Genomic DNA, 26,048 nt, shown 5'->3' with positions numbered 1-26,048 from the left:
GGATGATTGGCTTGAATAGAGGGAATCATCCATGGTCGAGCTTCGGCGCTTATCAAAACTCAAACTGGCAATGCGGGCCCTACTGCCTGCGCCGAAAATGATCTCAACGTCCCGGCAGGCACGCCGGTCCGGGCATTTCAATCCCATGTTCTATCGCGCGCAGATCAAGGCTTTGCACCCTTTCTGGCGCATTTTTCCCATGCGTCATTATTGGTTGAGGGGGGAGCGGATGGGGCTTTCCCCATCCCCTAATTTTTGCCCTTTGACCTATCTGAAACTGAATCCAGACGTGGCGCAGTCTGGCATGTCCCCCTTGTGGCATTTCTTGCAGTCGGGGCAGGCGGAGGGGCGGCCAAATAAAGCCACCAAAACGGAGAAGCTTCCGTCCTACGCCGGTTCTATCCCAAGGTTCGACCCCCGCCGCGAACGCGCGCCTTACGCGGTTCATCTGCACCTTTATTATCCTGACCTATGGCCCGAGTTCGCGCAGCATTTATCACGGATGAAAGTCGCTTATGATCTTTACGTCACACTGACGTGGCGCGGCGCAGAAACGGAATGGCTGACCGATCAGATCAAAGACGCCTTTCCGAACGCTCAGGTTTTTCCGGTTGCTAACCGCGGTCGCGACATCCTGCCGTTCGTTTCATTGGTCAATGCGGGTGCCTTTGATGGCTATGACGCCGTATGCAAACTGCACGGCAAAAAGTCCCCGCACCGCGATGATGGGGACGCCTGGCGACAGCATCTGGTTGAGGGGATCTTGCCTTCAGACACACTGCCGCGTGACCTGTCTTGGTTCCTGTCGGATAACGATGCCGCTTTCTGGGTTGCGGACGGGCAAGCCTATCCTGTTCGGCAATGGTGGGGCTCAAATCGCCCGACGACGGACGCGATGTTGCGACGTGTCGAACTGAATGGGCAGCCCGACACCTATGTGTTCCCCGCCGGATCGATCTATTGGCTGAAACCTCTGATGATCGGCATGATCAAGGGTATGAAACTGACCACGGACCTCTTTGAGGTTGAAGAGGGGCAGATTGATGGGACGCTGGCGCACGCGTTTGAAAGGGGCATCGGTGCAATAGCGGCCGCAGCTGGTCAGAAGGTCGTGCAAACTGCAGATCTCAAGCCAGCCTACGGGCCGCCACCCCGCCGGCCCAGTTTTGTCTCGGCTTTTTACCTTCCGCAATTCCACCCGATTGAGGAAAACGACGCTTGGTGGGGCCCGGGCTACACCGAATGGTCCGCAGTCGCACGGGCCGGGTCGGTCTTTCCGGGACACCTGCAACCCGCGCACCCGGCCGATTTGGGGTTTTATGACCTGCGGCTGACAGAGGTTATGGGAGATCAGGCACGTCTGGCGCAGGGTGCCGGGATCGACGCTTTCTGTGTCTATCATTACTGGTTCGGGGGAGATCGGCTGCTGGAAAGCCCGCTAGATCGGCTTCTAAACCGACCCGGCATCGCATTCCCCTTCTATCTCTGCTGGGCCAACGAAAGCTGGCGCAGAAATTGGGATGGCCTGAGCGGAGAGGTGTTGATGCCGCAGGATTATGCCGCCGGTTTCGAACGGCACCTTGTATCGTCGACGCTGCCGTACATGGCCGACCCCCGCTACCAACGTCCCGACGGACACCGGCCGCGTTTCGTGATCTACCGCCCTGAGGATCTGCCCGACCCCGTGCAAAACATAGCAAGGCTACGTCGTGCATGGCGCGACGCGGGTGTCGGAGAGGTTGAGTTGGGAGCCGTCTCTTTCCACCTCGCCGGTCCCTCTGATGTGCCGCATGATCTATTCGATTTCTGGATCGAGATGCCGCCCCATGGCCTAGTGGCCTCAAACGCGTACCTGTTCGGCGGCGCGGATGGGAACCTGATGGGCGACGGCGCCCCGGGACCCGGCTTCAACGGGCTTATTTACGACTATCAAGCCATCGCGCGTCGCAGCACGGACCCGAAGTACCGCGCGAAACTGCCCGACAGGACCATCCCGGGCATCATGCCAAGTTGGGACAATACCGCCCGCCGAAAGAACCGCGCCCATATTGCAAAGGGGGCTAATCCCGCCACCTTCCGTGCGTGGCTGACCGATGTGCAACAGACGTCTCTACAGAATGGATACCGGGGAGAGCTTTTCATCAACGCGTGGAACGAATGGGCAGAAAAAGCGATGTTGGAACCCTGTCAGACATTCGGACGGTTGAACCTGGATGTGTTGGCGGAGTGCATCTGCGCGAACGCCCTCGGCGCGGAGGTTGCGGAAGCGCGAAATGCCTAGGCTCATTCTCCATATCGGCACCCACAAAACCGGCACGACGAGCGTGCAGGACCAGATGTCTTGGGTGCGGGCCAGCTTGGCCCGGAAGGACGTGGTCTACCCTGACCTTTCCCCACACACTGGGCATCACGGCCTGCTAACCGATTGGATCAAACTCCCCAGAGCCTATGACTTGCCCGAAGGCGGACGACACCAGCTTCGTGAGCTGGCTGAGACTTTTCGCGGTACCGGCCAAACCATTTTCCTGTCCAGCGAAGAGTTCTCTCGCGAAGGCGGGCCGGGGGGCAGGGTCGACTTCGCTGAATTGCGGGCGATCTTCTCAAACTACGAGACGACAGTGCTTTGTGTTCTACGAGAGCCGATAAGCTTCCTTCAGTCTGTCTATCTTGAAATCTCACGCCATAAACTGCCTGCCCGCCCGCCAGAGTTTTTGGCCAGCGCACTCTCAACAGGTCAGGCTGACGGCCTTTGGTGGGACTACGGCCGTTTGTACCAGCGTTTGCGCCAGGATTTTGCAGCCGATGAAATTCGCCTTATCAATTACGAGGCGGCAAAGGCCGCCCCCAGCGGTGTCATCGGACGTCTATTGGACGAAGCGAACATTCATGTCGAAGAGCATCTGGACCTCTTGCCGTGGTCAAACCTATCACCTGGCATCTTGCCAAGGTGGGCCGCTCAGGTGGTCGCTGGCTGGACGGTACCGAACGATCCGCTCATCCTTGCCGCGCAGGAGGCGTTTGATCTGGAGTTCGGCGACCTACGGCAATCCTTGTTCACTCAGGAAGAACGCGTTCAGGCCGCAAAGGTCATTAATCGCTGGACGGCCAGTTTTTCCGCATCTTTGGCCAAGGATCAAAAAGCGTTCGACCTTTCCAGATGGCAGGACTCTTCAACCCTGATGGATCGATCCCATCTAACCGCGGAATACTGGATCCGCCTTGCCAGACGCCTGTCCTTCCAACTTGGCCAGGCAGCCTGACAGATCAGTTGTTGGCGATGGCCGTACCCGTGCTCAGCAGCGTCGGCAACAGCTGCTGCAGCGCGCGGTTCCAGCGCGTGATGGGCTGTTCGGCGATAAAGACGATATCGTTGGGACGCATCTCAAGCTGCGTGGCCAGCACGAAGTTCACCGCATTACGAGCGTCCAGATGCAATGCCGTGACCTGACCCAGACGCGCCGGATCGGAGGACCCGCGAAGTACGTAAATCTGAGACGGATTGCCGGTCTGGTTCGAGAACCCACCGCCAGAGTACAGCGCATCCGCAAGGCTGGCCTGACGACCAAAGGGCAGCGGGAAGCGGCTTGGGGTCGTCACCTCTCCGCCAAGGTAGACATAGTCGCGATCGACACCGTCAAGATCAATCCGGTCTTTGTAATTCCCGCGGGCCTCGTCCAAGGCGGCACGGCGCAGGTTCACTTCGGCCTGCAACTCGGCCAATGCCTGCGTGCGCGCTGTCTGCTTGAACTGCGCCAATGCGATCTGTTCGGCGAAATAGGCCTGCGCGCGACCCAGCTGGTATTCGGTATCCACAAAAATACTGTCGCCGCCGGTCAGCCGCAGTTTCTGCAGGTTCGGACGCTTCAGGTATTCCTGCAGTGGAATCTGGTACAGCGTCCCGTCGCGATACACACGGATCGACGCGTAATCGAGGTCTTCAGTTGCGATACCGCCCGCCGCCGACATCGCCTGATCCAAGGTCAGGCTGGTCAACGTGATCGGCACGACGGTCGGGTTGGACACCGCGCCGCCGATTGCCACGCGTTTCGAATTGAACTCGGCGATTTCGACACTGAAGGACGGATCGATCTGATTCTCGACCAGCCGCTGGAACAGGGTCGCTTCGGCCTCTTCCAAGGTACGGCCTGCGACCGCGACGCGTCCAACTTCTGGGATCGCGATCGAGCCGTCGTCCTGAACCGTATACCCCTGACGCCGGTTTTGCGCGGCAAGCAGACCGGACAATTGCTCAACTGTCGATGCGTTCCCGCGCGTGGCCAGCAACAAGACGTCCCCGACACCAATCGTGTACGGCGTTTGCGGGACCTGCGGCGGCGGGTTCAGGGTCAAGGTCGCCGGGCGATTCTGCTGTTCGATCGAAGCCGGAGGCGTCGCGCCGATGCCGCGGCCAGCCGACGGACCGCCCGCATTGGCAAAGAAAACCGAAGGCAATTCTTTGGGGTCATAAGGGGTGCTGTTCGCAACCTTAATGGACTGCGCGGTCAGGGGCACGATCTGCACCTTGCCGTCTTCTTCGGTAACCTTCGGGGAAACATAGACCGCGCCGCAGCCAGATAGCAGAATAGTTAAGGCTATGACACGTAGAGATTTCATTGATTCCCCCAATTCCACCGGCCTTTTGTTTCGGCCATATTCTTTGGGCAATCAAGGCTTGGGCGACGGTTCTTTCCATTCATGTGCGAATGTGGCCATAGGGCATCTGACAACCGCTCAGAAAGATAATTTAGAAAAACAAAAGGCCCCGCCGATGGCAGGGCCTTCCGTAAGCTTGGGTCTGAAGATCAGGTGCCCGATGCGTTGTCTGCTGCTGCGACAACAACCGCAACCACGGTCAGGCCGATGATTGCAGCGGCAGGACCAAAGGCAGAGCCAAGAAGACCAACCTGAGTCGACACGGTCGGCTGCTCGGCGGTTGCGTTGTTGGCGGACGCGCCGGTGGCGGCCATTGCTGCGACGAGCGAAAGTGCTGCGATGCGCTTCATAATGAACTCCTTAAGGTTAATAGGTGCATGCTCTGAAAGGATAGGGCGCGATGCCAGCTTGGGCAATGATCTATTTTATTTCCCTTTAAAATCGTCGAAAAAATGCGCACGACCCGTCAAATTGCGATGATTTTGTGACGCTAGGGCAGGGGGATAACCTGTGTCGCGGCGGTGATCAGCTGAATATCGCCGGTTCCCACCGAAGGCTGGGGCACATACACAGAACAGCCGCCGGAGGTGAGTCGGTCAATCACGCCAAGCTCGGTCCGTCGGACGTTGGCCGCCGCGATCCAGACACGCTGGCCCGCTCCGGTATCTGGGAAACCTCCCGCCCCGCCAGGAACCAAGGACTGGTTCGGAATCCATGCCAGACGGATACCGATACATCCGGGCGCGAAATTCAGGCTTTGGTCTTCGCCCGAGCGGTCTTGGCCCCCGAGATATCCGATGATGCGATACCAGGTGTCCGCAGTGTCCAGCACATGTTGTTCTGCGATCAATTTGAAGGCCCGCCCCACCGCGGTATTGGCAACAGGCGTCCCGGCCGGCCACGTGCCCGCACCATCGTCCGGGTTGCCCATAGACGTCGGAAACCCGGATTGTAGCGTGACCACATGGGACACCTTGTTCACGCCAGTGGTCAGGAACATGCCCGTATCCGCGTGGCGCGTGTAATCGGTATATGTGCGCCCGGCGCTGTCCCGATAGGCAAGGATCGCAATCCCTAGGTTCCCGGCGTCGGTATCGGTGTCGTTCCATCCACTAGCATCGACCAGATGAATCTCGGTATCGCCGGGGGTCAGTGGGGCGGCTAGCGTGGTCAGGCTGTCGATCCCGCCGGATTTGAAGCGTACATTGTGGTGTGCGGCGATCTCGTGCCCATCGGCATCGATGCAGACGGCGCCAAAGCTCTGCGTTTGCCGGTCCTCCTGCGCGAAGCCAGAGAAATCGCCAGACATGCCTTCCTGTCGGATCAGACAGGATACCTGATAGCAGGCGTTGGGATCGACGGGGATAACCTCTGCCATGTCATGACGACCAGAGGCGTAGCCTGCGTAGGAAAACGCAGCGTGAGTTCCCGGTCCGACAGCCGGGTCACGGGTGAATGCGGCGGGATAATTGTAGTCTGACCGAAGGCTGCCAAGGCTATTGGCAAAAAGCCCCCCGTCACGACTGGCAACATAGGCGGCGGTTGCGATTGCGCTATCCGCAAAATTTGCCGGGGCAAGGCCGGTTGCGCCATTCGGGAAATGGATCTGCCCCGTGGCCGGATCTGCTGTCAGGCTGGTTTGAAACGCGGCACCATCGGCGCTGACCTTGATGGCAAAAGCATCGTCGCCGATGATCCCCATCTCGGCCCGGCCGGACCAACCGGATTGGAACAACAGGCTGGCCGTATCGGACGCTCCCGCCTTGTTCAGTTTCAGCTGATGCCCCGCGCCGGAATGCGTCAGCAAAGTCGCCGGAGAGGACACCGTCAGCCGGTTGGTCACATCTGCCGTCGCGTTCACGCCGACCTGCGGCAGGTTCTGCAACTCTGGCAGATCGACCTGCCAGTCTGCCCCATCATGCCGATATTGTTGTCCCGTGTCGCCGACCCAAGCCGCCCAGCCCGCCCGAGGGGAGAGGAAGACCCAGGCCTCCCCGCTCCACATCGCGATGTCACCGTCGTGGCCCGACCACGTGCCGCTGCCTACTGATGGCACGATGTACCTGTCACCCTCTTCGGGCGCGCCGGGGGCGGAGGCTGTCGTCGCACTGATTACGGACAGTTGGACCAGTGCGTCGAGGCGCAACAGCGCCTCATTATGGGTGACGTGTTTCTGCGCCTGTGACGGTTGCAGGTAGGGCAGGGATAGATTGGCGGATTCGTCTGACATGCGAGCCTCCCGAAGGTTATTCCGGAAGGATACTGTGACGTGGTTAACAAGACCCTATGGCACCGTGCGCAGGGTCGTTTCAGCCAAGCCTAGTTGGAATAATAGCTGTCGTAGGAACCGTAGCTGTCACCGTAGCCGTAGGCCTTCATGCCACGCTTGTTGATTTGCGTCAGCACGATCCCGGTGACTTTGACGTTCACGCTTTTGAACGACCGAAGGCCTTCGGCCACCTGCCGTTTCGTGGTCGAATCCCATTTGACTGCGTACATGATCGCGTCCACCGATTGGCCGATCACACGCGCATCCGGAACGGCAAGAACGGGCGGCGTATCGACGATGATGTAATCGTAATGCGCGCGTGCTTCGTCCAGAAAGCTGCGGAATTTTTCTGACGAAAAGACGTCAGCAGCATTTACCTTGGATTTCTCACCGATCAGCACGTCCGCACCAAGCTGTTCGTTGTAGTGAACAGCGTCAGCAAAGGACACCTCTCCGGACAATACCGCCAGCAAGCCCTTGTCGGACTTAATGTCGAAGTACTGAGAGAATACGCGCTTGCGGATGTCACCTTCGATCAGCAGCACCCGGTTGCCCATCGCGGCCATGTTCTGGGTCATCGCCAAGGAGTTGGTCGTCTTACCTTCACCCGGAATAGAGGATGTCGACATGATCACCTTAGGCGGATTGTCGAGGTCGGCGAGAAGGACGGAGGTGCGCAAGTTTCGGATCGCCTCTGCCGCGCCAGAGTTCGGCTTGTCCGAGAAATAGTTCAAAACGTTCTTTCGTTTGCGTGCCGGGATCAACGGAATTTGACCGATGACCGTCAGACCGGTGGATTTCTCGACGTTTTCGGCAATGCGGTAGGTGTTCTGCGATGCTTCGCGGACCAAAACGAAGGCCGCGCCCGCAATCAGACCCAAGATCATCGACAGCGCCAGCACCTGCGCCTTTTTCGGTGCAGAGGGGCCCACCGGGACAACCGCACGCGACAGGATGCGCCCGTCGGCCTGCTGGATGCCCTGCTGCACGCTGGTTTCTTTCAGGCGGCTCAGGAAATGTTCATAGATCAGGCGGCTGGCTTCGGCTTCGCGCTGGAACTGCTGCAGGTTGACCAGTTCGGTGGACTGACGTTCGATCCGGTCCGACAGTTCTGCGATGGAATTGTCCAAAACGGCCATCTGATTGGCAACGCGGCTGGCGTCCTGCGCGTTTCGCATAACGATGGTGCTATAGCGCGAATTGAACGCATCGATCGCGGTTCGGTCACCGTCATTCGCGTCAGCCACCAGAGAGTTCAGAACGTCGTCTTCTGCAGCAGCACTTCGAAGGTCAAAGCTTTCGCCCTGATTGCTGTCGAGCGCCGTCTTACGTAGCTCCAGCGCCTCTAGCTGTTCGGTCAGTTCCGCGCGACGATCACGGAGCTCCTTGATCTGCCGGTTCAGGGCATAAAGGCCTTCGGGGCTGATCAGGTCGGTATTTGCACTGAACGCCTTCAGTTCCGTCTCGGCGCGCTCCAACTCAATTCGCAGGTCCGATACGCGATCGGTCAGCCAGACGGTGGCCTGAGCGGTCCTCTCGAATTTCACGTTCACCTGGTCTTCGAGGTATAGCTCGGCCAGACGGTTCGCCATGCGGGCGGATTTACGCGGGTCTTGGGTGACCACGCTAATGCGGAACACGAAGGTCTGGCGGGGGTTCGAGGCACTGATCGTGGCCAAGACGTTGTCCACGACCTTGTCAAAGATCACCTGCGGATCCTGCGGGGTGCCGGTCACGTCCTGACGGAAGATTGTGCCGCGCACCCATTTAATGGCATTCCCGATGGAAAATCCGCTGGTGTCGCGCAGGGTAGGATTAAATTCGGGGTCGTTTTGCAGCCCGAGATCATTCACCAATTCGGTGACAAGATTGCGGGATCTCAGAACCTCGATTTCCGTATTGATCGTCTGCTGATCCCCGCCCAATCCGGTCATCACGCTTTCGATGTCGACGATCTGTTCTTCGCGGCTTTCCAGTGCCAGCGCCGCAGTTGCGGTGTAGACCGGCACCGCTTTGACAAAGACGTAATAGGCCCCAAGAAACAGCGTGATGGCAGTACAGGCCGCAATGATCCATTTGCCCCGCCAAAGGGTCTGAACCAATTGCCCCAGATCGATTTCGTCACCGTCATCGTGAGACGGCTGGTAATCGGTCATTTGCGGTTGGGAATTTGCCATGTGCCTGTCCGAAAGCTCTTGTTAGGCAAAGCATTTCCCACAACTGCCCGTTGAAAGCAATGCTAAGTCACGAATGTCTGATGCCTGTTCAGTGTTTCCATATTAAAATCGGCGCGTTTCAGCTTTGGAAACAAAAAACGCCGCCCCGAAGGACGGCGTTTCCGAAAAATTGGCGGCGGGGTTTAGAAGCCCAGGCCGGCGTATTTGTTTTTGAACTTCGACACGCGGCCGCCAGCGTCCAGCAGGCGGGAGGAGCCACCGGTCCAGGCCGGGTGCACGGTGGGGTCGATGTCCAGCGACAGTTGATCGCCTTCGGCACCCCAGGTGGAGCGCATCTTAAAGACAGTACCGTCGGTCATCTTCACGTCGATGAAGTGATAATCGGGATGGGTATCTTTTTTCATGTCGCCGATCCTTACGCGTTTGCGCCCGACTTGGGCTTGTAGTTGGAAACCTCGGCGATACGCGCGGATTTACCACGGCGCGAACGGAGGTAGTACAGCTTCGCACGACGCACGCGGCCACGGCGGACGACTTCGATGCTTTCGATGTTCGTGGAATAGAGGGGGAACACACGCTCCACGCCCTCACCGAAGGAGATTTTCCGCACGGTGAACGAACCAGCGATGCCGGAACCGTTCTTGCGCGAAATGCACACACCTTCGTAGTTCTGCACACGGCTGCGCGTGCCTTCGGTCACTTTGTAACCGACGCGGATGGTGTCACCCGCTTTAAAGTCGGGGATGGTTTTCCCCAGTTCGGCGATTTGTTCCGCCTCTAGCTGTGCGATCAGGTCCATCGCAATTCTCCTAAATCCAGCGGTTTTCCCGCGTTGATTACCGCCTCATAGCTCTGGTCTTCTTGTCGGGTCCCGCGTTGCAGCCCGCCAGAGGTAAGGTCACGTTCTTCTTTGCTTCGGTTGACTGTCTCGGAGGCCGGGAAGAACCGGGTCCTTGGCAACAGGCAAACGGTCCGATGGGTCGTATCGACCCCGGACGGGCGGCGTATAGGCGGGATTCGCATTTCGATCAAGGGGAAAGGGGGTTGAGGCCCGACTTGGAAGCGGTCTGGTGGACCGTTTCGGGGCCGAAGGGGCGGAGCGTCGGGGGCTTCCTAGCGCGCGTTGGTGATTTGACCCGGTGCATCCGAGAGTAGCAAGGCCCGGAATCGAGGCACGCAGTGCCGCCGGGCCATCGCCCGTCCGCCCCCTCGGGCGGGCGATTGAGTGACGTAAGCGAGGCGATTGAGGTTCTAGCTTTCACGGATAGATAAAGTGGCGACCACAGATGTGTTTCGCCCACCCGGCGGACGGGCGATGGCCCTATGTTTCAAGATTCCCTCTTATACGCTTCCCATAAATCCGGCCGACGCTCCTGCGTCAGCCGTTCCGACTCTGCCTGACGCCACTTCTCGATCTCACCGTGATGGCCGGACATCAGCACATCAGGAATCTTGTGGCCACGCCATTCGGCCGGGCGCGTGTACTGCGGATGCTCAAGCAAACCGTCGGAAAAGCTTTCGTTCTCAGTACTTTCTGAATTTCCCAAGACCCCTGGCAGCAACCTCACGGTCGCGTCGATCATGGTCTGTGCGGCCAGTTCTCCGCCGGTCAGGACGAAATCGCCCAATGACACCTCGGTGATGCCGTAGTGCTGGATGACCCGTTCATCCAAACCCTCGAACCGACCGCAGATCATCGTCATGCCATCTGCTTTGGCCAAGGTCTGTGCCATCTTCTGATCGAACCGCTTGCCGCGCGGCGACAGGTAGATCAGCGGCCACAGACCATGCGCGCTGGCCATGGCGCGGTCGATGGCGTTGCCCATGACGTCAGGCCGCAGGACCATGCCGGCCCCGCCACCCGCAGGCGTATCATCGACGTTGCGATGCCGCCCGTCGCCGAAATCCCGCAGGTTAACAGTATCCAACTGCCACTTGCCGTCCGCCAAGGCCTTGCCGGTCAGGCTTTCGCCCAGAACACCCGGAAATGCCTTTGGGAACAGGGTGATCACCCGCGCCGTCCACACGCCAGGCTTGGCCGCGGGTTCGGCCATCAGGTCGGTCGGGCGCAGGGTTGGGCGGATTGACTTGGTGCCGTGCGATCGTGTGGGGGCGGCCATGGATTAAAACAGCCCGTCCGGCGGATCGGCCACGACCTTGCCTCCGGCCAGATCGACCGTGGGCACGCAGATGCGGGTGAAGGGCAGAAGAACCGTGTTGCGAAGGCCCGGCCCCTGAATTTCCAAAAGATCCCCCGCGCCATGATCCATGACGGCACGGATGGTCCCGATCTCGGTCCCGCCGGTATCCACGACCCGCAGGCCGATCAGGTCGGCGTGGTAATATTCATCTTCCTCCGGCGCAGGCAGCCTGTCCCGAGGGGCGAACAATTGCACGCCTTTCAGCGCGTCACCCTGTTCCTTGGTGGCCACGCCGCCCAGTCGGGCCGCGAAGCCGTTCTTGATGGGGCGTGTCAGCGTGACGGTATAGCTGTTGCCAGCCTCGTCCGTCAGCGGCGCGTAATCGGCGATGGCCGAGGGTTCAGCACAAAAGCTTTTCAGCCGAACTTCGCCTTTGACCCCGTAGGACCCGGCGATTGCACCGACAATGACCTGATCGCTCATCCCGTCACCTGCACACGATATCACGCAAAATTCCGGCCTCTTCCAAACAGTTTTCGGCCTGACGTTCCCGTTCATAAAGCATGCCCGCGCCAAAGGCGATGGACAGCAGCAAAAGGGTTCGGACGGGGCGAAAGAGCATGGGCAATCAGCCGGTTCCGGCCCGGATCAAACCGGGCCGGAGAGGGCAGAAATTATTCTGCGGTTTCTTCTGCGGCAGCTTCTTCAGCAGGCGCAGCAGCGGCTTCGGCAGCTTCGGCGGCCTTGGCAGCTTTGGCTTCGGCGCGGTCCTGAGCGGCCTTACCGGGCGTACCCTTCTTGGGGTTGTTGCGCTCTTTCTTCTCAACAACGCCAGCTGCTTCGAGGAAACGTGCAACGCGGTCGGTCGGCTGTGCGCCTTTGTCGAGCCATGCCTGAATCTTCTCGACGTCCATTTTCACGCGGTCTTCCGAATCTTTGGGCAGCAGCGGGTTGTAGGTGCCCAGCTTCTCGATGAAGCGGCCATCGCGGGGCATACGGGAATCCGCAGCAACGATGCGATAGAAGGGGCGCTTTTTGGAGCCGCCGCGGGCGAGACGAATTTTCATAGCCATTGTGAGTTTCTCCTATGTGAATGGCGTTAGTTTGGCGGGTTGGGCCGCCTTACGATTGGTGTTGCCGGTGATGCCGGATCACCTCCTGAATGATGAAGTTCAGGAATTTCTTGGCGAAATCGGGGTCCAGATCGGCCTCGATCGCAAGAGTTTCAAGTCGCGCGATCTGCGCGGCTTCTCGGGACGGGTCCGAGGGCGGAAGGTCATGTTCGGCCTTCAGTTTGCCCACGGCCTGCGTGTGTTTGAACCGTTCGCCCAGCGTGTAGACAAGGATCGCATCCAGCCGGTCGATGCTGGCGCGATGGCCTTTCAGCACTTCGGCCGCGCGGGCGACGACGTCATCGGTGTCAGTCAATGGCGTATCCTTTCGGCTTGAACAAAGGGTTCTGGTACGACTTCAGCTCCAGCTCGATCCCGTCGGTGATCTGGCTGTTTTGCAGCTGTGCGGGGCTGGGGTGGCGATAGCAGACATCGTGGCCGTCCACTGTCGGCGCCTCTGGATCCTTTTTCGCGCCAAGCCGTTCGGCCAGACGGACGGAATCCAGGTTCTTCGGGTCCAGATAGCTGACCGCGCCTTCCCAGCCCAACTGGGTGTAGAAATACTTGCGCGCGGCGTTTGTCGCCTCCAGCGCATAGCCATGTCCGGCCGTTTCCGGCCAGATGATCCATGCGATTTCCGCTTCTGGCCACTGCGCCGGTTTCCAGCCGCCGGCCATGCCCAGGGTCGCGTCGGTTTTACGGTCATGGATCATCCACATGCCGTAGCCGCGGATCTGCCAATGGCCGATTTCAGCCGCGTAAAGCATCCAGGTCTCGTAAGCATTAAGCGGACCGCCCATGAACCGTGACCGGTACGAGCTGAACGTATGCTTGAAGTTCGGATAATCCTCGGGCTCTGGGCCGCGCAGGATCAACCGCTCTGTTTCGATGACCGGGATGGACTTCTGAGGCATCAGGCGTCGCCCTCGGGTTCGGGGAACCGCCATGCCGCCATGGTGTCGCCGTGGGGCAGATCGACGGTGTCGTCTTTCTGTGCGCCCATGCGTTCGACCATCTTGATCAGCGGTCCGTGATCCGCGCCAAGGATGCTGATCGGCGTCTTGATCCCGAAGTGCTCAGCCGCGGCCTTGCGGGCGGCTTGGATCGCTTCGGTCGCAATGCCTTGGCCGGAAAACTGGTCGTAGATCACCCAGATCATCTCGGGCTCGGGCCAGCCGTCGGGCTGCGTCAGGCCGACGATGCCGAGCTGCGTACCGTCGTGACGGCTTTTGATGATCCACAGGCCAAAGCCACGCAGGTGCCAGTGACCCACGCCGGAACACAGAGCTTCCCAGCTTTCCAGCCGGGTGCGAGGGCCGCCGACATAGCGCGATGCCTCGGACGAGAAGTAATCGTCCAACTCGTCCAGATCGTCGATGGTCCCAATTTCCAGCAACAGGCGTTCGGTTTCGATTTCCGGAAACGTCGTGTCTGCCTTGGCTGCGGTCTGTGCGCTGCGGGGTTTCGGGGTAATCATGCTGCGGCCTCCTGTACGGAAGGGTGGCGGTAGATCAGGCAGGGTTCGCCCAATAGCTCTGACTCCCGCTCGACCACTGCGCCAAGGCGCTCGGCCAAAGCACGAGAGCGGATATTGTCGGGGTGGATCGGGCTGATCACGCGATCAAGGCCCAGATCACGGGCGGCATAGGCACGGATCGCCAGCGCGGCTTCATACGCCAGACCACGGCCTTCACCGGCGGCGAACATGTGCCAGCCAAGTTCCGGTTCGGGCCAGCCCACGTGGTTGAGCATGCCAATCCGCCCAACGGCCTGACCGGTGGCTTTTTCTTCCAGCGTCAGAAAGCCGTAGCCGTTCCAGATCCAGTGACCAATGGCGCGGCAGAACCCGCCCCAGACGTCAAAATCGGATGCGGCCGGGCCACCGATATATTTCGTCCGCTCCGCATCTTTCGCAAAGGCGCAGACCGCGTCGAAATCCCGGCCCTCGGGGCCACGAATGATCATCCGCTCCGTCTCGAACCGGGGGGCGGGGATGTCGTGTGCGGGCATCATGCGGGGAAGGGCGGTCATGCGTAAGCCTCCGCCCCGCCGTTCACCAGCGCGTCGGGCGCGGGGTGACGGTAGACATGCAGATGGCCCAGACGCGGATGATCGAATTCGGATTCCTTTGCTGCCCCCAGACGGGTTGCGACACGGGCCGAGGCCTCATTCGCGGGGGCGACCAGCGAAATCACCGTGTTCCAGCCCAGAACGTCATAGGCATAGGCGCGGGCAGCTTCGGCGGCTTCGGTGGCATAGCCTTTGCCCTCGGATCCGGTGAACAGGTCCCAGCCAATCTCCGGCTCTGGCCAGCCCTCGGGGTTCCAGATGCCGACCATGCCCACGGCCTGATCGTTCGCGCGGTCCGCCACGATCCAGCGACCATAGCCCAGAAGCTGCCAGTGCCCCGCTTCGGTCGCCAGCTGACGCCAAGCGCGTTCACGGTCCAGCGGGCCGCCGATAAACTTGGCGCGGTCCGAGGCATAGAATTCGGCGAAGACGTCGAAATCACGCTGTTCCGGCGCGCGCAGGGTCAGGCGTTCGGTTGTCAGAACGGGGATCGCGGTCATACCAACCCCTCCAACAGCTTCTTGCCTGCCGCGGTGCGGGGCACGTGCCGCCAGATGCGGAATTCGCCTGCCATTTCGTGCACAAACGTACCTTCCGCCCGCGCCCCCAGCTTTTCCACCAGCTTGGTCGAGGCCGCGTTGCCCGGATCCACCAGCGAAATGACCGATGGCCACTTTGCATCCGTGAACAGCCAGTCAAGGATCGCCCGCGCCGCTTCTTCGGCGTACCCGTTCCCTTCGGCCCCTTCGACCAAATTCCACGATAGTTCCGGTTCGGGCCAGCCCTTTGGGAACCATGGGCCCACAAGGCCAAGTGCATTGCCGGTGGTCTTGTCGATCACGGCAAACATACCGTAGCCGCGCAGGTGCCAATGGCCGATGATGGTCGCGACAGACCACCACGTCGCCTCGGCATCCGGGTGATGATCAAGGAAATGAGGCGCCTCCGGGCCCAGAAACGCGGACACGGCGTCAAACTCGGGTCCCGCAGGGGACACGAGCCGCAGCCGTTCGGTTTCGATCACCGGAAAAGGGGGCGCCGCAACGATCATTTCTTTTTGCCGAACCCGCTAAGACCCGGGGGCAGCGCGCCGCCACCCAGACCCGGAAGACCGGGCATCTTGCCCATGGCACCGGATTTCTGCATCTGCTTGGCCGCCTGTTCGATGGCGCGGCTGTCCATCTGCGACGGGTCGAACCCTTCGGGCACATCGCCGCCTTTGCCGAACATACCTTTCATGGCCTGTTTCAGCATGCCGCCTTTGCCCATCTTTTTCATCATGTCCGCCATCTGGCGGTGCATTTTCAAAAGCTTGTTCAGGTCAGACACTTCCATGCCGGACCCTGCGGCGATCCGCTTTTTCCGGCTGGCCTGCAGCAGTTGCGGGTTCGCACGCTCCATCTTGGTCATCGACTGAATCATGGCGATCTGCTGTTTGATCACCTTGTCCTCGAACCCGGAATTCTTAGCCTGAGCCGCCAGTTTCCCCATGCCCGGCATCATGCCCATGATGCCTTCCATGCCGCCCATCTTGAGCATCTGTTCCAGCTGCATCTTCAGGTCGTTCATATTGAAACGGCCCTTCTGGAACCGCTTCATCATCTTCTCGGCCTGTTCGGCTTCGATCGTTTCCTGCGCCTTTTCGACCAGCGCAACGATGTCGCCCATGCCAAGGATACGACCCGCGATCCGGTCCGGCTCGAACGTCTCGATCGCGTCCATTTTTTCGCCAAGGCCGACGAAACGGATCGGCTTGCCGGTTACGGCACGCATCGACAGGGCTGCACCACCACGCCCGTCACCGTCCATCCGGGTCAGGACCACGCCAGAGACGCCGATCTTGTCATCAAACTCGGTCGCGACGTTCACTGCGTCCTGACCGGTCAGACCGTCGACCACCAGCAGCGTTTCGCGCGGGTTGGCCACGTCGCGCACGGCGGCGGCCTGGGCGATCAGTTCCTGATCGATGTGCAGACGGCCCGCGGTATCGAGCATGTAGACATCGTAACCGCCCAAGGATGCCTGCGTCTTCGCGCGCTTGGCGATCGCAACCGGGTCTTCGCCTTTCACGATCGGCAACGTGTCCACGCCGATCTGGGTGCCGAGGATCTGAAGCTGCTCCATAGCCGCCGGACGGTTCACGTCGAGCGAGGCCATGAGGACCTTCTTGCCCTCTTTTTCCTTCAAGCGTTTCGCCAGCTTGGCGGTGGTCGTTGTCTTACCCGAACCCTGCAGACCGACCATCAGGATCGGTGCGGGCGGGTTGTCGATCTTCAGCTTGCCGGGGTCCGCATCGGGATCGCCCGCCAGAACGTGCACCAGTTCATCATGGACGATCTTAACGACCTGTTGACCGGGCGTGATCGACTTGGTCACGGCCTGACCGGTCGCCTTGTCCTGCACGGCTTTGACGAAATCCCGCGCGACAGGCAGGGAAACGTCAGCCTCAAGCAGCGCAACACGCACTTCGCGCAGCGCGGTTTTGACGTCTTCGTCGGACAGGTTGCCCTGTTTGGTCAGACGGTCAAAGACGCCAGAGAGGCGGTCGGATAGATTTTCAAACATGCCCCGGCCCTCCTAGACCCGTTACTGACAATGCCTTCCCATGTGGGGAAAGGCGGCTCAAACGACAAGCGCACCAGTGGGCGCATCGCGCTGACTGGTGGCGATCCCCTCAACACCGGAGGGGACCGGAATCAACATAGACTCCGGGTATTGACGGGGCGTTTAGGCGCTGGGCCCCCTTGTGTCAAGGAAACGACGGGTTTCGCGCTGCCGCCAAGTATCCCCGGGGTCAGGCCGCAGGCCCAGCGGCAGCGCCCCTAAGTTATATCTTCCGAATTTCGTCTTGAATCGTCTGTGCGGCCACGCGCGGACTGTCGGCCTGCCAAATGGGCCGGCCCACTACGATATGATCCGCGCCATCGCGAATGGCCGAAGAGGGCGTCGCCACCCGTTTCTGATCGCCCAATGCCGCGCCCGTGGGCCGGACGCCGGGGGTGACGATCAGCCGACCAACGGAATTGGACAGCGCGCGCACATCTGCGGCTTCTTGTGGGGAACAGATGATGCCGTCGGCCCCGGCCTCGAACGCCCGCGACGCGCGCTCGATGACCAGATCGCGCGGTGTGCCGTCGATCATCATGCCGTCGTCCAGATCGCCGCGATCCAGCGACGTCAGGATTGTTACGCCCAAAATCTTGGTGGCCGTTCCCGCAGCGCCCTCTTTGGCGGCGCGTACCACGTGCGGATCGCCGTGGACGGTGAGGAAATCAATGTCGAACTGGGTCAGCCCGCGCACTGCGGCCTCGACCGTGGCGCCGATGTCGAACAGCTTCATGTCCAGAAAGATGCGCTTGCCGTGGTCTTGCTTCAGTTCATTCGCCAAGGCCAGACCGCCGCCCGTCAGCATACCTAGGCCGATCTTGTAGAAACTGACCGAATTGCCAAGTTGTTCGGCCAAAGACATGCCCATGAGGGCGTTTGGCACATCAAGCGCGACGATAAGCTTGTCGGAAGGTTCAGTCATATCGGCCCCCATCGTGGTTTCCGACTTGTCCTGCGCCGGGGCGCAGTGGTCAAGGGGCAGATCAGCGCGGTGCTGTGATGGATGGCCTTTTGGTCAGCCCTATCGGAAAGAAAAGAACCGGAGGCGACCCTCGCGTCTCGGGCAAACGGGGGTCGCCTCCGGTCCGGAACCCGGCGTGGCAGCGCCGGGCAACATCCCCCTTGGTGGGACAGGCAACCAAGGGGGAATTCGTGACCGCTGATTTATGCGGCGCGACCAAGCATCCGCTGCCACAGCGCGTCGGTGGCGCTGATGACCTCGGCGGGGATATGCGTGGTCAAAACATTCTCGGGACGGCGCGAGACTAATCCCTTTACGTCGCGGGCATGGCGACGCTTGGCCAGCTCGACCAGCCGACGTGCGGCAAGGGTGCTGTCCATGTCCATGGGTGCGCGAAGCGAACAGGGGTAGGTGAAAATCTCGCCACCTTCTACGATGGAAACACGGGCCTCGAACGCGCGGGCCGCGGGGTTGTAGGTGACATTCTGGATCTGGGTGGACTGCATGTGCCCCTCCTTCCTGCTTGATGGCCCCTATATGGGGGTCCTGTGCTTAAAAAACGCGAGATGAGGCAAAAAGTTTCCTCAAGCGAAATCACATCGGCTTGAATCCGCGCATACTGCTTCCCACATCTTGAGGGAGGTTCCGCGGCGGTACGCCTAATCAGGGTGCAGCCACTTGGGACGCTTTTGAAAAGGAGAAGACCATGGACTTAAGTAAGTTCACGGAACGGTCGCGTGGGTTCGTTCAGGCCGCCCAGACCATTGCGATACGTGAAAACCATCAGCGCCTGACACCCGAACATATTCTGAAGGCCCTTCTGGACGATCCCGAAGGTCTGGCCAGCAACCTGATCACCAAGGCAGGCGGCGATGCAAAGGCTGTGAAGACCTCGGTCGATGCAGCATTGGCGAAGATCCCCGTCGTGACCGGCGGTGACGATCAGGTCTATATGGACAACGCCACCGTGCGTGTTGTGGCCGAGGCCGAGAAGGTCGCCGAAAAAGCCAAGGACAGCTTTGTCCCGGTCGAACGTCTGCTGACGGCGCTGGCGCTGGTGAAATCCGCCGCCAAGGACGCGCTGGAGGTCGGTGGCGTATCGGCGCAGAAGCTGAACGAGGCCATCAACGACGTCCGCAAGGGCCGCACGGCAGACAGTGCCACCGCCGAAGATACCTTCGAGGCGCTGGAAAAGTATGCCCGCGACCTGACCAAGGCCGCCGAGGAAGGCAAGATCGACCCGATCATTGGCCGGGATGACGAAATCCGCCGGTCGATGCAGGTTTTGTCCCGCCGGACCAAGAACAACCCCGTTCTGATTGGTGAACCGGGCGTGGGTAAAACCGCGATTGCCGAAGGTATGGCCCTGCGCATCATCAACGGCGACGTGCCCGAAAGCCTGAAGAACAAAAAGCTTCTGGCGCTGGACATGGGGGCCCTGATCGCCGGTGCGAAATACCGGGGTGAGTTCGAGGAACGCCTGAAAGCCATCCTGAAGGAAATCGAAGGGGCGGCTGGCGAGATCATTCTGTTCATCGACGAGATGCACACGCTGGTGGGTGCCGGTAAGACGGATGGCGCGATGGACGCGGCCAACCTGATCAAGCCTGCGCTGGCCCGCGGGGAGTTGCATTGTATCGGTGCGACCACGCTGGATGAATACCGCAAGTACGTTGAAAAAGACGCGGCTCTGGCCCGCCGGTTCCAGCCTGTGATGGTCGAAGAACCGACGGTTGAAGACACCGTGTCGATCCTGCGCGGCATTAAGGAAAAGTACGAACTGCACCATGGCGTGCGGATTTCGGACAGCGCCTTGGTGGCGGCGGCGACCCTGTCGAACCGCTACATCACCGACCGCTTCCTGCCCGACAAAGCCATCGACCTTGTGGACGAGGCCGCGTCGCGTCTGCGGATGGAAGTCGACTCTAAACCAGAGGAATTGGACGCCTTGGACCGTCAGATCCTGCAAATGCAGATCGAAGTCGAAGCGCTGAAACTGGAAGACGACGACGCCTCCAAATCGCGGCTGGAAAAGCAGGAACTGGCCTTGGCCGAACTGCAGGAGAAATCCGCAGAGATGACCGCCAAGTGGCAGGCAGAGCGTGACAAGCTTGGTGCCGCGCGCGAGCTGAAGGAACAGCTGGACCGTGCCCGTGCCGATCTGGAAATCGCCAAACGTCAGGGTGATCTGGCCAAGGCGGGTGAGCTGTCTTACGGCGTGATCCCTCAGCTGGAAAAGCAGCTTGGTGAGGCCGAGGACCGCGAGGCCGAAGGTGTCATGGTCGAAGAGGCCGTGCGCCCGGAACAGATCGCGCAGGTGGTCGAGCGTTGGACGGGGATCCCTACGTCCAAGATGCTGGAAGGCGAGCGGGAGAAGCTGCTGCAGATGGAAGATGGCCTGCACAAGCGCGTCATCGGCCAGAACGCCGCCGTCCGCGCCGTGGCCAATTCGGTCCGCCGTGCGCGTGCTGGCCTGAACGACGAGAACCGGCCGCTGGGCTCGTTCCTGTTCCTCGGGCCGACGGGCGTCGGTAAGACCGAACTGACCAAGGCCGTGGCCGAGTTCCTGTTCGACGACGACAGCGCGATGGTCCGCATCGACATGTCGGAGTTCATGGAGAAGCATTCCGTGGCGCGTCTGATCGGCGCCCCTCCGGGATACGTCGGCTATGACGAAGGCGGTGTGCTGACCGAAGCCGTGCGGAGGCGGCCCTATCAGGTCGTCCTGTTCGACGAGGTCGAAAAGGCGCACCCGGATGTTTTCAACGTGCTGTTGCAGGTTCTGGATGACGGCGTGCTGACCGATGGTCAGGGCCGCACCGTGGACTTCAAACAGACGCTGATCATCCTGACGTCGAACCTTGGCGCGCAGGCGCTAAGCCAGCTGCCCGAAGGGGCGGATGCAGGTGAGGCCAAGCGCGACGTGATGGACGCGGTCAAGGCGCACTTCCGGCCTGAATTCCTGAACCGTCTGGACGAAATCATCGTCTTTGATCGGCTGGGACGTCAGGACATGGGCGGCATCGTGGATATCCAGCTGTCGCGTCTGCTGAAACGGCTGGCAAACCGCGACATCCGGCTTGAACTGGATGATGCGGCACGCAAATGGCTGGCCGATGAAGGCTATGATCCGGTGTTCGGGGCGCGTCCGCTGAAGCGGGTGATCCAGAAGGCCATTCAGGATCCGCTGGCCGAGGCGATCTTGGCCGGCGACGTCAAAGACGGCGACACGGTGCCGATCAGCGCCGGGGCCGAGGGCCTGATCATCGGCGACCGCGTCGGCACGACCGACCGCGGCAAACCGGATGAGGCGACAGTTCACTAACCTGACGCCTGACCAAAGAAATAGGCCCGCCAGATCGCTCTGGCGGGCCTTGTGCCGTCCGGGGACACGTTGTTGAGGAGTTTACATGGACGGCATCAGCACGGAATCGATGACGTGAATTACGCCGTTCGATGCCATGACGTCGGGGGTAACGACGGTTGCGTCGTTGATCATGACGCTGTCACCCAGCGAAACTTCGATTTCAGAGCCTTCGACCGTCGCGGCCATCATGCCGTCGGACAGGTCGGTGGATTTCACTTCGCCCGCGACGACGTGATAGGTCAGGATCTGCGTCAGCTGGTCTTTGTTTTCCGGCATCAGCAGCGTGTCGACCGTACCCTCGGGCAGGGCGGCAAAGGCTTCATCGGTCGGTGCGAAGACGGTGAACGGGCCTTCACCCTTCAGCGTTTCCACCAGACCGGCAGCTTCGGCTGCGGCCAGCAGGGTCGAGAAAGAGCCAGCTTCCATCGCCGTGTCGACGATGTCTTTTTCGGCGGCATGGGATGCGGCGAAGACGGGGCCAGCCATCAGTGCGGTAGCGGCGGTCATAGTCAGTAGCGTTCTGCGAAACATGAGTTCCTCCTAGCGTTGATATGCCGGTGTTGGCATCGCGAGAGTTACGGGGCCTCATTGACGTCGGATCACGCTCAAAAAACCGCGAGCGGGTCTGGAAATTTGCCGACGCGCGCTAAGCTGCGGGGCTTTGGAAAATCGAATGACATCTATGTGATCCGAAGACCGATTTTTTCGTATGATCCGGGGCGTTTTACCCCCGACCCACTGGCCTGATCCGCCGCGCGTGCTGGTCGAAACCGTGCCACGCGAAGGCTCAAAAGCCAACGGTATTGGACAGGGGGGCGGATCGGCGGTATCACCCGGCCAAGACACGTCCCGGAAGGCCATTCATGACAAACTCCGCGCTTTCAATCGCCAGAGAGGTGCTGCGCACCGAAGGCGCTGCCCTTGGTCAACTGGCCGAAGAACTGACCGAAGACTTTACCGACGTGATCGATGCGCTGCTGGCCGTCAAAGGCCGTGTGATCGTGTCGGGCATGGGGAAATCCGGTCATATCGCGGCCAAGATCGCGGCAACGATGGCGTCGACGGGCACGCCCGCGCAGTTCGTCCATCCCGGAGAGGCGAGCCATGGCGATCTGGGCATGATCACCCGCGCGGATGCGGTGATCCTGATTTCGAACTCGGGCGAGACCAAGGAACTGGCCGACATCATCGGCCACACGCGGCGGTTCGACATTCCGCTGATCGCGGTGACCAAGAACGCGAACAGCACCATGGCTACACAGGCCGACCACCTGCTGAAACTGTCGGACGCGCCAGAGGCCTGTTCCATCGGCATGGCGCCAACGACCTCGACCACGATGACGCTGGCCTTAGGCGATGCGTTGTCGGTGGCGCTGATGAATGCGCGCGGCTTCCAGCAGGCCGATTTCCGCACTTTCCATCCCGGTGGCACGCTGGGCGCGCAGCTTCTGACGGTGCGCGCGGTGATGCATAAGGACGACGCGCTGCCCGTCGTTAGCCCTGATACGGGCATGGGCGACACCTTGGTCGAAATGTCCGCCAAAGGGTTCGGCGTCGTCGCGGTCACCGATGGCGGCGCGCTGCAGGGGATCATCACCGACGGTGACCTTCGCCGTAACCTGACCGGCCTGCTGGACCGCACTGCGGGAGAAGTCGCCACGGCCAACCCCCGCACCATCTCGGCCGACATTCTGTTGGTCGAAGCGCTGGGGATTATGAACGACAAGAAGATCTCGGCCCTGTTCGTCGTCGACGACGCGGGCCAGTTGGAGGGGCTGGTGCATATCCACGACGCCCTGCGCGCAGGTGTAGCATGATCGTCCCCATGAGAACTGTCGTCTTCATCCCCGCCCGCTATGCCTCAACCCGGTACCCGGGCAAGCCGCTGGTCGAACTGACCGGGGCAAGCGGTGAAAAGAAAAGCCTGATCCAAAGGTCTTGGGAAGCGGCCAAGGCTGTCGATGGGATCGACGCGGTCTATGTCCTGACCGACGATGACCGCATCCGCGACGCGGCCGAGGCGTTCGGCGCGGATGTGATCATGACATCGTCCGAAGCCCGCAACGGCACCGAACGCTGCGCCGAAGGGGTGGCCAAGCTAGATCACACCCCCGACATCGTGGTGAACCTGCAAGGCGACGCGCCGCTGACGCCCGCGTGGTTCGTGTCGGACCTTGTGGCCCATATGAAAGCAAAGCCAGACGCGCAGATGGCGACGCCTGTTCTGCTGACCGACGCGGAAACGCTGGCCAATTTCGTCACTGACCGGAAGGAAGGCCGCGTGGGCGGCACCACGGCGGTGATGCGCGGCGATGGTACGGCGATCTATTTCTCCAAAGAAGTGCTTCCTTACGTCGGATCGCTAGAGGCCCCGCCGCAGGTCTGGCATCACGTCGGGTGCTATGCCTATCGTCCCGGCGCGCTGACCGCCTATGCCGCGTGGCCCGAAGGCCCGCTGGAAAAGGCCGAAGGGCTGGAACAGCTGCGGTTTCTGGAAAACGGCTGGCCCGTTGATTGCGTCGCGGTCGAAGGTAAGGGCCGGGTGTTCTGGGAACTGAACAACCCCGTGGATGTAGAGCGGATCGAATCCGTGCTGAAAAAGGAAGGCATCGCATGAAGACCGTCAAAGTCGGGCAGATCGAGGTTTCGAACGCCAACCCCTATATGCTGATCGCGGGCCCCTGCCAGATGGAGAGTCTGGATCACGCGCGGATGCTGGCCGAAAAGATCGCCGCCGCCGCCGATGCCGCGAACCGTCCGTGGGTGTTCAAGGCCAGCTATGACAAGGCGAACCGGTCGTCCCTGTCGGGCAAGCGTGGCTTGGGCATGGAAAAGGGTCTGACGGTGCTGGACACGATCCGCCGCGAATTCGGCTGCCCGGTTCTGACCGATGTGCACGAACCCGGCCATTGCGCCCCCGCGGCCGAAGTTGTGGACATCCTGCAAATCCCCGCCTTCCTGTCGCGCCAGACCGATCTGTTGCTGGCCGCGGGTGAAACCGGCAAAGCGATCAACATCAAGAAGGGTCAGTTTCTTGCCCCATGGGACATGGTGCATGTGGCGGAAAAGGTCGCGTCCACCGGGAACGACAACATCATGCTGTGCGAACGCGGCGCGTCCTTCGGGTACAACACTCTGGTATCGGACTTCCGGTCGCTGCCGATCATGGCGCAGACCGGATACCCGGTGGTTTTCGACGCGACCCATTCGGTGCAGCAGCCCGGCGGTCAGGGTGGATCGTCCGGCGGTAAGCGTGAATTCGTCGAACCGCTGGCCCGTGCCGCTGTCGCAATTGGTGCCGCCGCGCTGTTCATCGAAACGCACGAAGACCCGGACAATGCGCCGTCTGACGGGCCGAACATGGTGCAAATTGAAAATCTTGGTCCGCTGTTGAAACGACTGGCGCAGATCGACGATCTGGCCAAGAGCTTCTAAGCTGATATTAGACCCTAAACCGGGCTAAATCAGGGACGAAACCAGCGCGACCAGCTGCGCCTGACGGCGTGTGCCGGTCTTATCGTAGATGCGTGACAGATGTGTGCGGGCGGTCGACAGGGTGATCCCCAACCGTTGCGCAGCGGCTTCACGTCCGTCACCGCGGGCGATCTCCAACGCGACGCGCGCCTCGGCCCCCGTCAGGCCAAAGCGGTCTTGCAGTATGGTCAGCGCCTGATCCTGACGTTTCCGCAGATCATGCACCACCAGCAGCGCAACAGGGGCGTGCGGATCAGCGTGGCGGGGATCGTCGCCATGATGGCCGGTCCAGGGCGACACGTCGATCCGCGCAACGGGCGTGCCATCCCCATCGGCAAGGCTGAGCGTGCCGCCCCGCAACGACGCGCCCGACCGTCCGCAGGATGCGATCAGACCCATCAGGCGGTCTGCGGCGATCGGGTCATTTAGGGTCACAATCCCCTTGTTTAGGGTCAAAAGACCACTTGTAAAGGCCGCGTCCGGATCGGTGCTTTGCGGATCACGCCCCGCAGAGACGGGCCGCCCAGCCCGGTCGACGGCCAGCACATGGCTGGCCCCCTGCGTCGCAGTCATGCGAGACGAGGCCTGCGCCAGATCCAGCCGGGTCAGGCGGCGCTGAATATCGATCGCGCGCACAAAATGCGGCTGCAACAGGCGGAACAGGCGCTGCGCCTCTTCCGTAACCTCATCGCGCTTGGCATTGGCCTGCAGAACCAGCGCGGCACGGGCATCGCCTTGGACCAACAGGTTGGTTGCAATACGGTCCGCGCCCAGACCCGAATAGCGCCAGAAGTCATTGTGAAATTCAGACCCTAAAAAGGCGTTTTTTCCACATTCCGCAAGAGAGGTGAAAACCCCCACCGGCGAATGATTGGCAAAACTGACGGTCGGATCCTTTGACCACCAGTGGTCCGAATAGGCCTGCGCGACATTTGGGTCGGCACGGGGCGCGGTCACCTCGGCCAGATCGAGGTCCGGGTCCAGCAGGACCAGCGCGCAACTTTCCATACCGCATAGATCGGCCACGGAATTCAGCGCAGCGGCCCAATCCCCGTCGCCCGACGCGGCGGCGTAAATCTGGTCAATAGAACTGGTATAACGATCAAACATCAAAACCTTAGGCGATCAGCCGTTAATAAAGTAAAAGAGTTCAGCCGATTGCCGAGTCAGTCAATTTATTTCTGGCCGACAGATTATTTCAGCGGTTTATCGGACGT

Annotated in this window: 26 protein-coding genes; 6 read left to right on the top strand and 20 right to left on the bottom strand. The window is 60.7% G+C overall.

Annotation, left to right across the window (positions count from 1 at the left end):
- Positions 1–31: 31 nt before the first annotated feature.
- Both ACI3GR_RS08100 and ACI3GR_RS08095 read left to right on the top strand, forming a co-directional pair.
- Positions 32–2,281, top strand: coding sequence for a glycoside hydrolase family 99-like domain-containing protein (locus ACI3GR_RS08100; RefSeq protein ID WP_407493668.1), 2,250 nt, complete (start codon positions 32–34; stop codon positions 2,279–2,281).
- Positions 2,259–3,260, top strand: coding sequence for a hypothetical protein (locus tag ACI3GR_RS08095; RefSeq protein ID WP_407493666.1), 1,002 nt, complete (start codon positions 2,259–2,261; stop codon positions 3,258–3,260). The genes ACI3GR_RS08100 and ACI3GR_RS08095 overlap by 23 nt, the downstream gene beginning before the upstream one ends.
- Before the next feature lie 4 nt (positions 3,261–3,264).
- Here ACI3GR_RS08095 and ACI3GR_RS08090 read toward each other — a convergent pair whose 3' ends face one another.
- From ACI3GR_RS08090 to ACI3GR_RS08005, 18 genes are all read right to left on the bottom strand, one after another.
- Positions 3,265–4,614 carry a polysaccharide biosynthesis/export family protein gene (locus ACI3GR_RS08090; protein WP_407493664.1) on the bottom strand — a complete coding sequence of 450 codons (1,350 nt, stop codon included), beginning with the start codon at positions 4,612–4,614 and terminating at the stop codon, positions 3,265–3,267.
- A 188-nt stretch (positions 4,615–4,802) separates the two neighbouring features.
- Positions 4,803–5,003 carry a hypothetical protein gene (locus ACI3GR_RS08085; protein ID WP_407493662.1) on the bottom strand — a complete coding sequence of 67 codons (201 nt, stop codon included), beginning with the start codon at positions 5,001–5,003 and terminating at the stop codon, positions 4,803–4,805.
- A 140-nt stretch (positions 5,004–5,143) separates the two neighbouring features.
- Complete coding sequence (locus tag ACI3GR_RS08080) at positions 5,144–6,883, bottom strand: DUF2793 domain-containing protein (protein WP_407493660.1); 1,740 nt, start codon at positions 6,881–6,883, stop codon at positions 5,144–5,146.
- Between the two features lie 89 nt (positions 6,884–6,972).
- Complete coding sequence (locus ACI3GR_RS08075; protein WP_407493658.1) at positions 6,973–9,099, bottom strand: GumC family protein; 2,127 nt, start codon at positions 9,097–9,099, stop codon at positions 6,973–6,975.
- Between the two features lie 182 nt (positions 9,100–9,281).
- The gene (gene rpmE, locus ACI3GR_RS08070; protein WP_407493657.1) at positions 9,282–9,503 is read right to left on the bottom strand and encodes a 50S ribosomal protein L31; all 222 of its coding nucleotides are present in this window, start codon (positions 9,501–9,503) and stop codon (positions 9,282–9,284) included.
- A gap of 11 nt (positions 9,504–9,514) precedes the next feature.
- On the bottom strand, positions 9,515–9,898 hold the full coding sequence (gene rplS / locus ACI3GR_RS08065) for a 50S ribosomal protein L19 (protein WP_407493655.1): 384 nt from the start codon (positions 9,896–9,898) through the stop codon (positions 9,515–9,517).
- A gap of 529 nt (positions 9,899–10,427) precedes the next feature.
- Positions 10,428–11,219 (bottom strand): tRNA (guanosine(37)-N1)-methyltransferase TrmD, encoded by a 792-nt coding sequence (gene trmD / locus ACI3GR_RS08060; protein ID WP_407493653.1) that lies wholly within the window; start codon positions 11,217–11,219, stop codon positions 10,428–10,430.
- 3 nt (positions 11,220–11,222) lie between these two features.
- Positions 11,223–11,723 (bottom strand): ribosome maturation factor RimM, encoded by a 501-nt coding sequence (gene rimM / locus ACI3GR_RS08055; RefSeq protein WP_407493652.1) that lies wholly within the window; start codon positions 11,721–11,723, stop codon positions 11,223–11,225.
- Positions 11,724–11,914: 191 nt separating this feature from the next.
- A complete protein-coding gene (gene rpsP / locus ACI3GR_RS08050; protein WP_407493651.1) occupies positions 11,915–12,313 on the bottom strand; it encodes a 30S ribosomal protein S16 in 399 nt (132 codons plus the stop codon).
- A 49-nt stretch (positions 12,314–12,362) separates the two neighbouring features.
- Positions 12,363–12,668 carry a chorismate mutase gene (locus tag ACI3GR_RS08045; RefSeq protein ID WP_407493650.1) on the bottom strand — a complete coding sequence of 102 codons (306 nt, stop codon included), beginning with the start codon at positions 12,666–12,668 and terminating at the stop codon, positions 12,363–12,365.
- Entirely contained in the window at positions 12,661–13,266 is a 606-nt protein-coding gene (locus ACI3GR_RS08040; protein WP_407493649.1) for a GNAT family N-acetyltransferase, read from the bottom strand. The genes ACI3GR_RS08045 and ACI3GR_RS08040 overlap by 8 nt, the downstream gene beginning before the upstream one ends.
- The gene (locus tag ACI3GR_RS08035; protein ID WP_407493648.1) at positions 13,266–13,829 is read right to left on the bottom strand and encodes a GNAT family N-acetyltransferase; all 564 of its coding nucleotides are present in this window, start codon (positions 13,827–13,829) and stop codon (positions 13,266–13,268) included. Before ACI3GR_RS08035 ends, ACI3GR_RS08040 begins: the two co-directional genes overlap by 1 nt.
- Positions 13,826–14,383, bottom strand: coding sequence for a GNAT family N-acetyltransferase (locus ACI3GR_RS08030; protein ID WP_407493647.1), 558 nt, complete (start codon positions 14,381–14,383; stop codon positions 13,826–13,828). The genes ACI3GR_RS08035 and ACI3GR_RS08030 overlap by 4 nt, the downstream gene beginning before the upstream one ends.
- The gene (locus ACI3GR_RS08025) at positions 14,380–14,922 is read right to left on the bottom strand and encodes a GNAT family N-acetyltransferase (protein ID WP_407493646.1); all 543 of its coding nucleotides are present in this window, start codon (positions 14,920–14,922) and stop codon (positions 14,380–14,382) included. Before ACI3GR_RS08025 ends, ACI3GR_RS08030 begins: the two co-directional genes overlap by 4 nt.
- Positions 14,919–15,473, bottom strand: coding sequence for a GNAT family N-acetyltransferase (locus ACI3GR_RS08020; RefSeq protein ID WP_407493645.1), 555 nt, complete (start codon positions 15,471–15,473; stop codon positions 14,919–14,921). The genes ACI3GR_RS08025 and ACI3GR_RS08020 overlap by 4 nt, the downstream gene beginning before the upstream one ends.
- Positions 15,470–16,987: a signal recognition particle protein gene (ffh, locus tag ACI3GR_RS08015; RefSeq protein WP_407493643.1), complete on the bottom strand. Its 1,518-nt coding sequence runs from the start codon at positions 16,985–16,987 to the stop codon at positions 15,470–15,472. The genes ACI3GR_RS08020 and ffh overlap by 4 nt, the downstream gene beginning before the upstream one ends.
- A 262-nt stretch (positions 16,988–17,249) precedes the next feature.
- The gene (pyrF, locus tag ACI3GR_RS08010; protein ID WP_407493642.1) at positions 17,250–17,951 is read right to left on the bottom strand and encodes an orotidine-5'-phosphate decarboxylase; all 702 of its coding nucleotides are present in this window, start codon (positions 17,949–17,951) and stop codon (positions 17,250–17,252) included.
- A gap of 242 nt (positions 17,952–18,193) precedes the next feature.
- The gene (locus ACI3GR_RS08005) at positions 18,194–18,496 is read right to left on the bottom strand and encodes a hypothetical protein (protein WP_407493641.1); all 303 of its coding nucleotides are present in this window, start codon (positions 18,494–18,496) and stop codon (positions 18,194–18,196) included.
- Positions 18,497–18,696: 200 nt separating this feature from the next.
- On the opposite strand from ACI3GR_RS08005, the gene clpB reads away from it, so the two are divergent.
- On the top strand, positions 18,697–21,315 hold the full coding sequence (clpB, locus tag ACI3GR_RS08000) for an ATP-dependent chaperone ClpB (protein WP_407493640.1): 2,619 nt from the start codon (positions 18,697–18,699) through the stop codon (positions 21,313–21,315).
- An 81-nt stretch (positions 21,316–21,396) separates the two neighbouring features.
- Here the strand turns inward: clpB and ACI3GR_RS07995 are convergent, their stop codons facing one another.
- The gene (locus tag ACI3GR_RS07995; protein ID WP_407493639.1) at positions 21,397–21,888 is read right to left on the bottom strand and encodes a fasciclin domain-containing protein; all 492 of its coding nucleotides are present in this window, start codon (positions 21,886–21,888) and stop codon (positions 21,397–21,399) included.
- A gap of 332 nt (positions 21,889–22,220) precedes the next feature.
- Here ACI3GR_RS07995 and ACI3GR_RS07990 point away from each other — a divergent pair, with 332 nt between their 5' ends.
- The 3 genes from ACI3GR_RS07990 to kdsA are packed head-to-tail and all read left to right on the top strand — an operon-like array spanning position 22,221 to position 24,792.
- Complete coding sequence (locus ACI3GR_RS07990; RefSeq protein WP_407493638.1) at positions 22,221–23,174, top strand: KpsF/GutQ family sugar-phosphate isomerase; 954 nt, start codon at positions 22,221–22,223, stop codon at positions 23,172–23,174.
- Positions 23,175–23,182: 8 nt separating this feature from the next.
- Positions 23,183–23,974, top strand: coding sequence for a 3-deoxy-manno-octulosonate cytidylyltransferase (locus ACI3GR_RS07985; protein WP_407493636.1), 792 nt, complete (start codon positions 23,183–23,185; stop codon positions 23,972–23,974).
- On the top strand, positions 23,971–24,792 hold the full coding sequence (gene kdsA, locus ACI3GR_RS07980; RefSeq protein WP_407493634.1) for a 3-deoxy-8-phosphooctulonate synthase: 822 nt from the start codon (positions 23,971–23,973) through the stop codon (positions 24,790–24,792). Before ACI3GR_RS07985 ends, kdsA begins: the two co-directional genes overlap by 4 nt.
- Positions 24,793–24,816: 24 nt before the next feature.
- Here the strand turns inward: kdsA and ACI3GR_RS07975 are convergent, their stop codons facing one another.
- A complete protein-coding gene (locus ACI3GR_RS07975; RefSeq protein ID WP_407493633.1) occupies positions 24,817–25,941 on the bottom strand; it encodes a helix-turn-helix transcriptional regulator in 1,125 nt (374 codons plus the stop codon).
- Between the last annotated feature and the right edge of the window lie 107 nt (positions 25,942–26,048).

Source organism: Pseudooceanicola aestuariicola (assembly GCF_045763785.1).
Taxonomy (GTDB): Bacteria; Pseudomonadota; Alphaproteobacteria; order Rhodobacterales; family Rhodobacteraceae; genus Pseudooceanicola.
The sequence above is the reverse complement of the archived record's forward strand: the minus strand, read 5'-3'. Positions and strand labels throughout refer to the sequence as shown.

Bases quoted from the DNA above. Each gene is read 5' to 3' on its own strand.
- ACI3GR_RS08005 (WP_407493641.1), bottom strand. From the start codon at position 18,496: ATGCAGTCCACCCAGATCCAGAATGTCACCTACAACCCCGCGGCCCGC.
- ACI3GR_RS08085 (WP_407493662.1), bottom strand. From the start codon at position 5,003: ATGAAGCGCATCGCAGCACTTTCGCTCGTCGCAGCAATGGCCGCCACC.
- ACI3GR_RS08020 (WP_407493645.1), bottom strand. From the start codon at position 15,473: ATGATCGTTGCGGCGCCCCCTTTTCCGGTGATCGAAACCGAACGGCTG.
- rpsP (WP_407493651.1), bottom strand. From the start codon at position 12,313: ATGGCTATGAAAATTCGTCTCGCCCGCGGCGGCTCCAAAAAGCGCCCC.
- ACI3GR_RS08035 (WP_407493648.1), bottom strand. From the start codon at position 13,829: ATGATTACCCCGAAACCCCGCAGCGCACAGACCGCAGCCAAGGCAGAC.
- pyrF (WP_407493642.1), bottom strand. From the start codon at position 17,951: ATGACTGAACCTTCCGACAAGCTTATCGTCGCGCTTGATGTGCCAAAC.
- rpmE (WP_407493657.1), bottom strand. From the start codon at position 9,503: ATGAAAAAAGATACCCATCCCGATTATCACTTCATCGACGTGAAGATG.
- ffh (WP_407493643.1), bottom strand. From the start codon at position 16,987: ATGTTTGAAAATCTATCCGACCGCCTCTCTGGCGTCTTTGACCGTCTG.
- trmD (WP_407493653.1), bottom strand. From the start codon at position 11,219: ATGGCCGCCCCCACACGATCGCACGGCACCAAGTCAATCCGCCCAACC.
- ACI3GR_RS08090 (WP_407493664.1), bottom strand. From the start codon at position 4,614: ATGAAATCTCTACGTGTCATAGCCTTAACTATTCTGCTATCTGGCTGC.
- rimM (WP_407493652.1), bottom strand. From the start codon at position 11,723: ATGAGCGATCAGGTCATTGTCGGTGCAATCGCCGGGTCCTACGGGGTC.
- ACI3GR_RS08025 (WP_407493646.1), bottom strand. From the start codon at position 14,922: ATGACCGCGATCCCCGTTCTGACAACCGAACGCCTGACCCTGCGCGCG.
- ACI3GR_RS07995 (WP_407493639.1), bottom strand. From the start codon at position 21,888: ATGTTTCGCAGAACGCTACTGACTATGACCGCCGCTACCGCACTGATG.
- clpB (WP_407493640.1), top strand. From the start codon at position 18,697: ATGGACTTAAGTAAGTTCACGGAACGGTCGCGTGGGTTCGTTCAGGCC.
- ACI3GR_RS08030 (WP_407493647.1), bottom strand. From the start codon at position 14,383: ATGACCGCCCTTCCCCGCATGATGCCCGCACACGACATCCCCGCCCCC.
- ACI3GR_RS07990 (WP_407493638.1), top strand. From the start codon at position 22,221: ATGACAAACTCCGCGCTTTCAATCGCCAGAGAGGTGCTGCGCACCGAA.
- ACI3GR_RS07975 (WP_407493633.1), bottom strand. From the start codon at position 25,941: ATGTTTGATCGTTATACCAGTTCTATTGACCAGATTTACGCCGCCGCG.
- ACI3GR_RS07985 (WP_407493636.1), top strand. From the start codon at position 23,183: ATGAGAACTGTCGTCTTCATCCCCGCCCGCTATGCCTCAACCCGGTAC.
- kdsA (WP_407493634.1), top strand. From the start codon at position 23,971: ATGAAGACCGTCAAAGTCGGGCAGATCGAGGTTTCGAACGCCAACCCC.
- rplS (WP_407493655.1), bottom strand. From the start codon at position 9,898: ATGGACCTGATCGCACAGCTAGAGGCGGAACAAATCGCCGAACTGGGG.
- ACI3GR_RS08100 (WP_407493668.1), top strand. From the start codon at position 32: ATGGTCGAGCTTCGGCGCTTATCAAAACTCAAACTGGCAATGCGGGCC.
- ACI3GR_RS08040 (WP_407493649.1), bottom strand. From the start codon at position 13,266: ATGCCTCAGAAGTCCATCCCGGTCATCGAAACAGAGCGGTTGATCCTG.
- ACI3GR_RS08080 (WP_407493660.1), bottom strand. From the start codon at position 6,883: ATGTCAGACGAATCCGCCAATCTATCCCTGCCCTACCTGCAACCGTCA.
- ACI3GR_RS08075 (WP_407493658.1), bottom strand. From the start codon at position 9,099: ATGGCAAATTCCCAACCGCAAATGACCGATTACCAGCCGTCTCACGAT.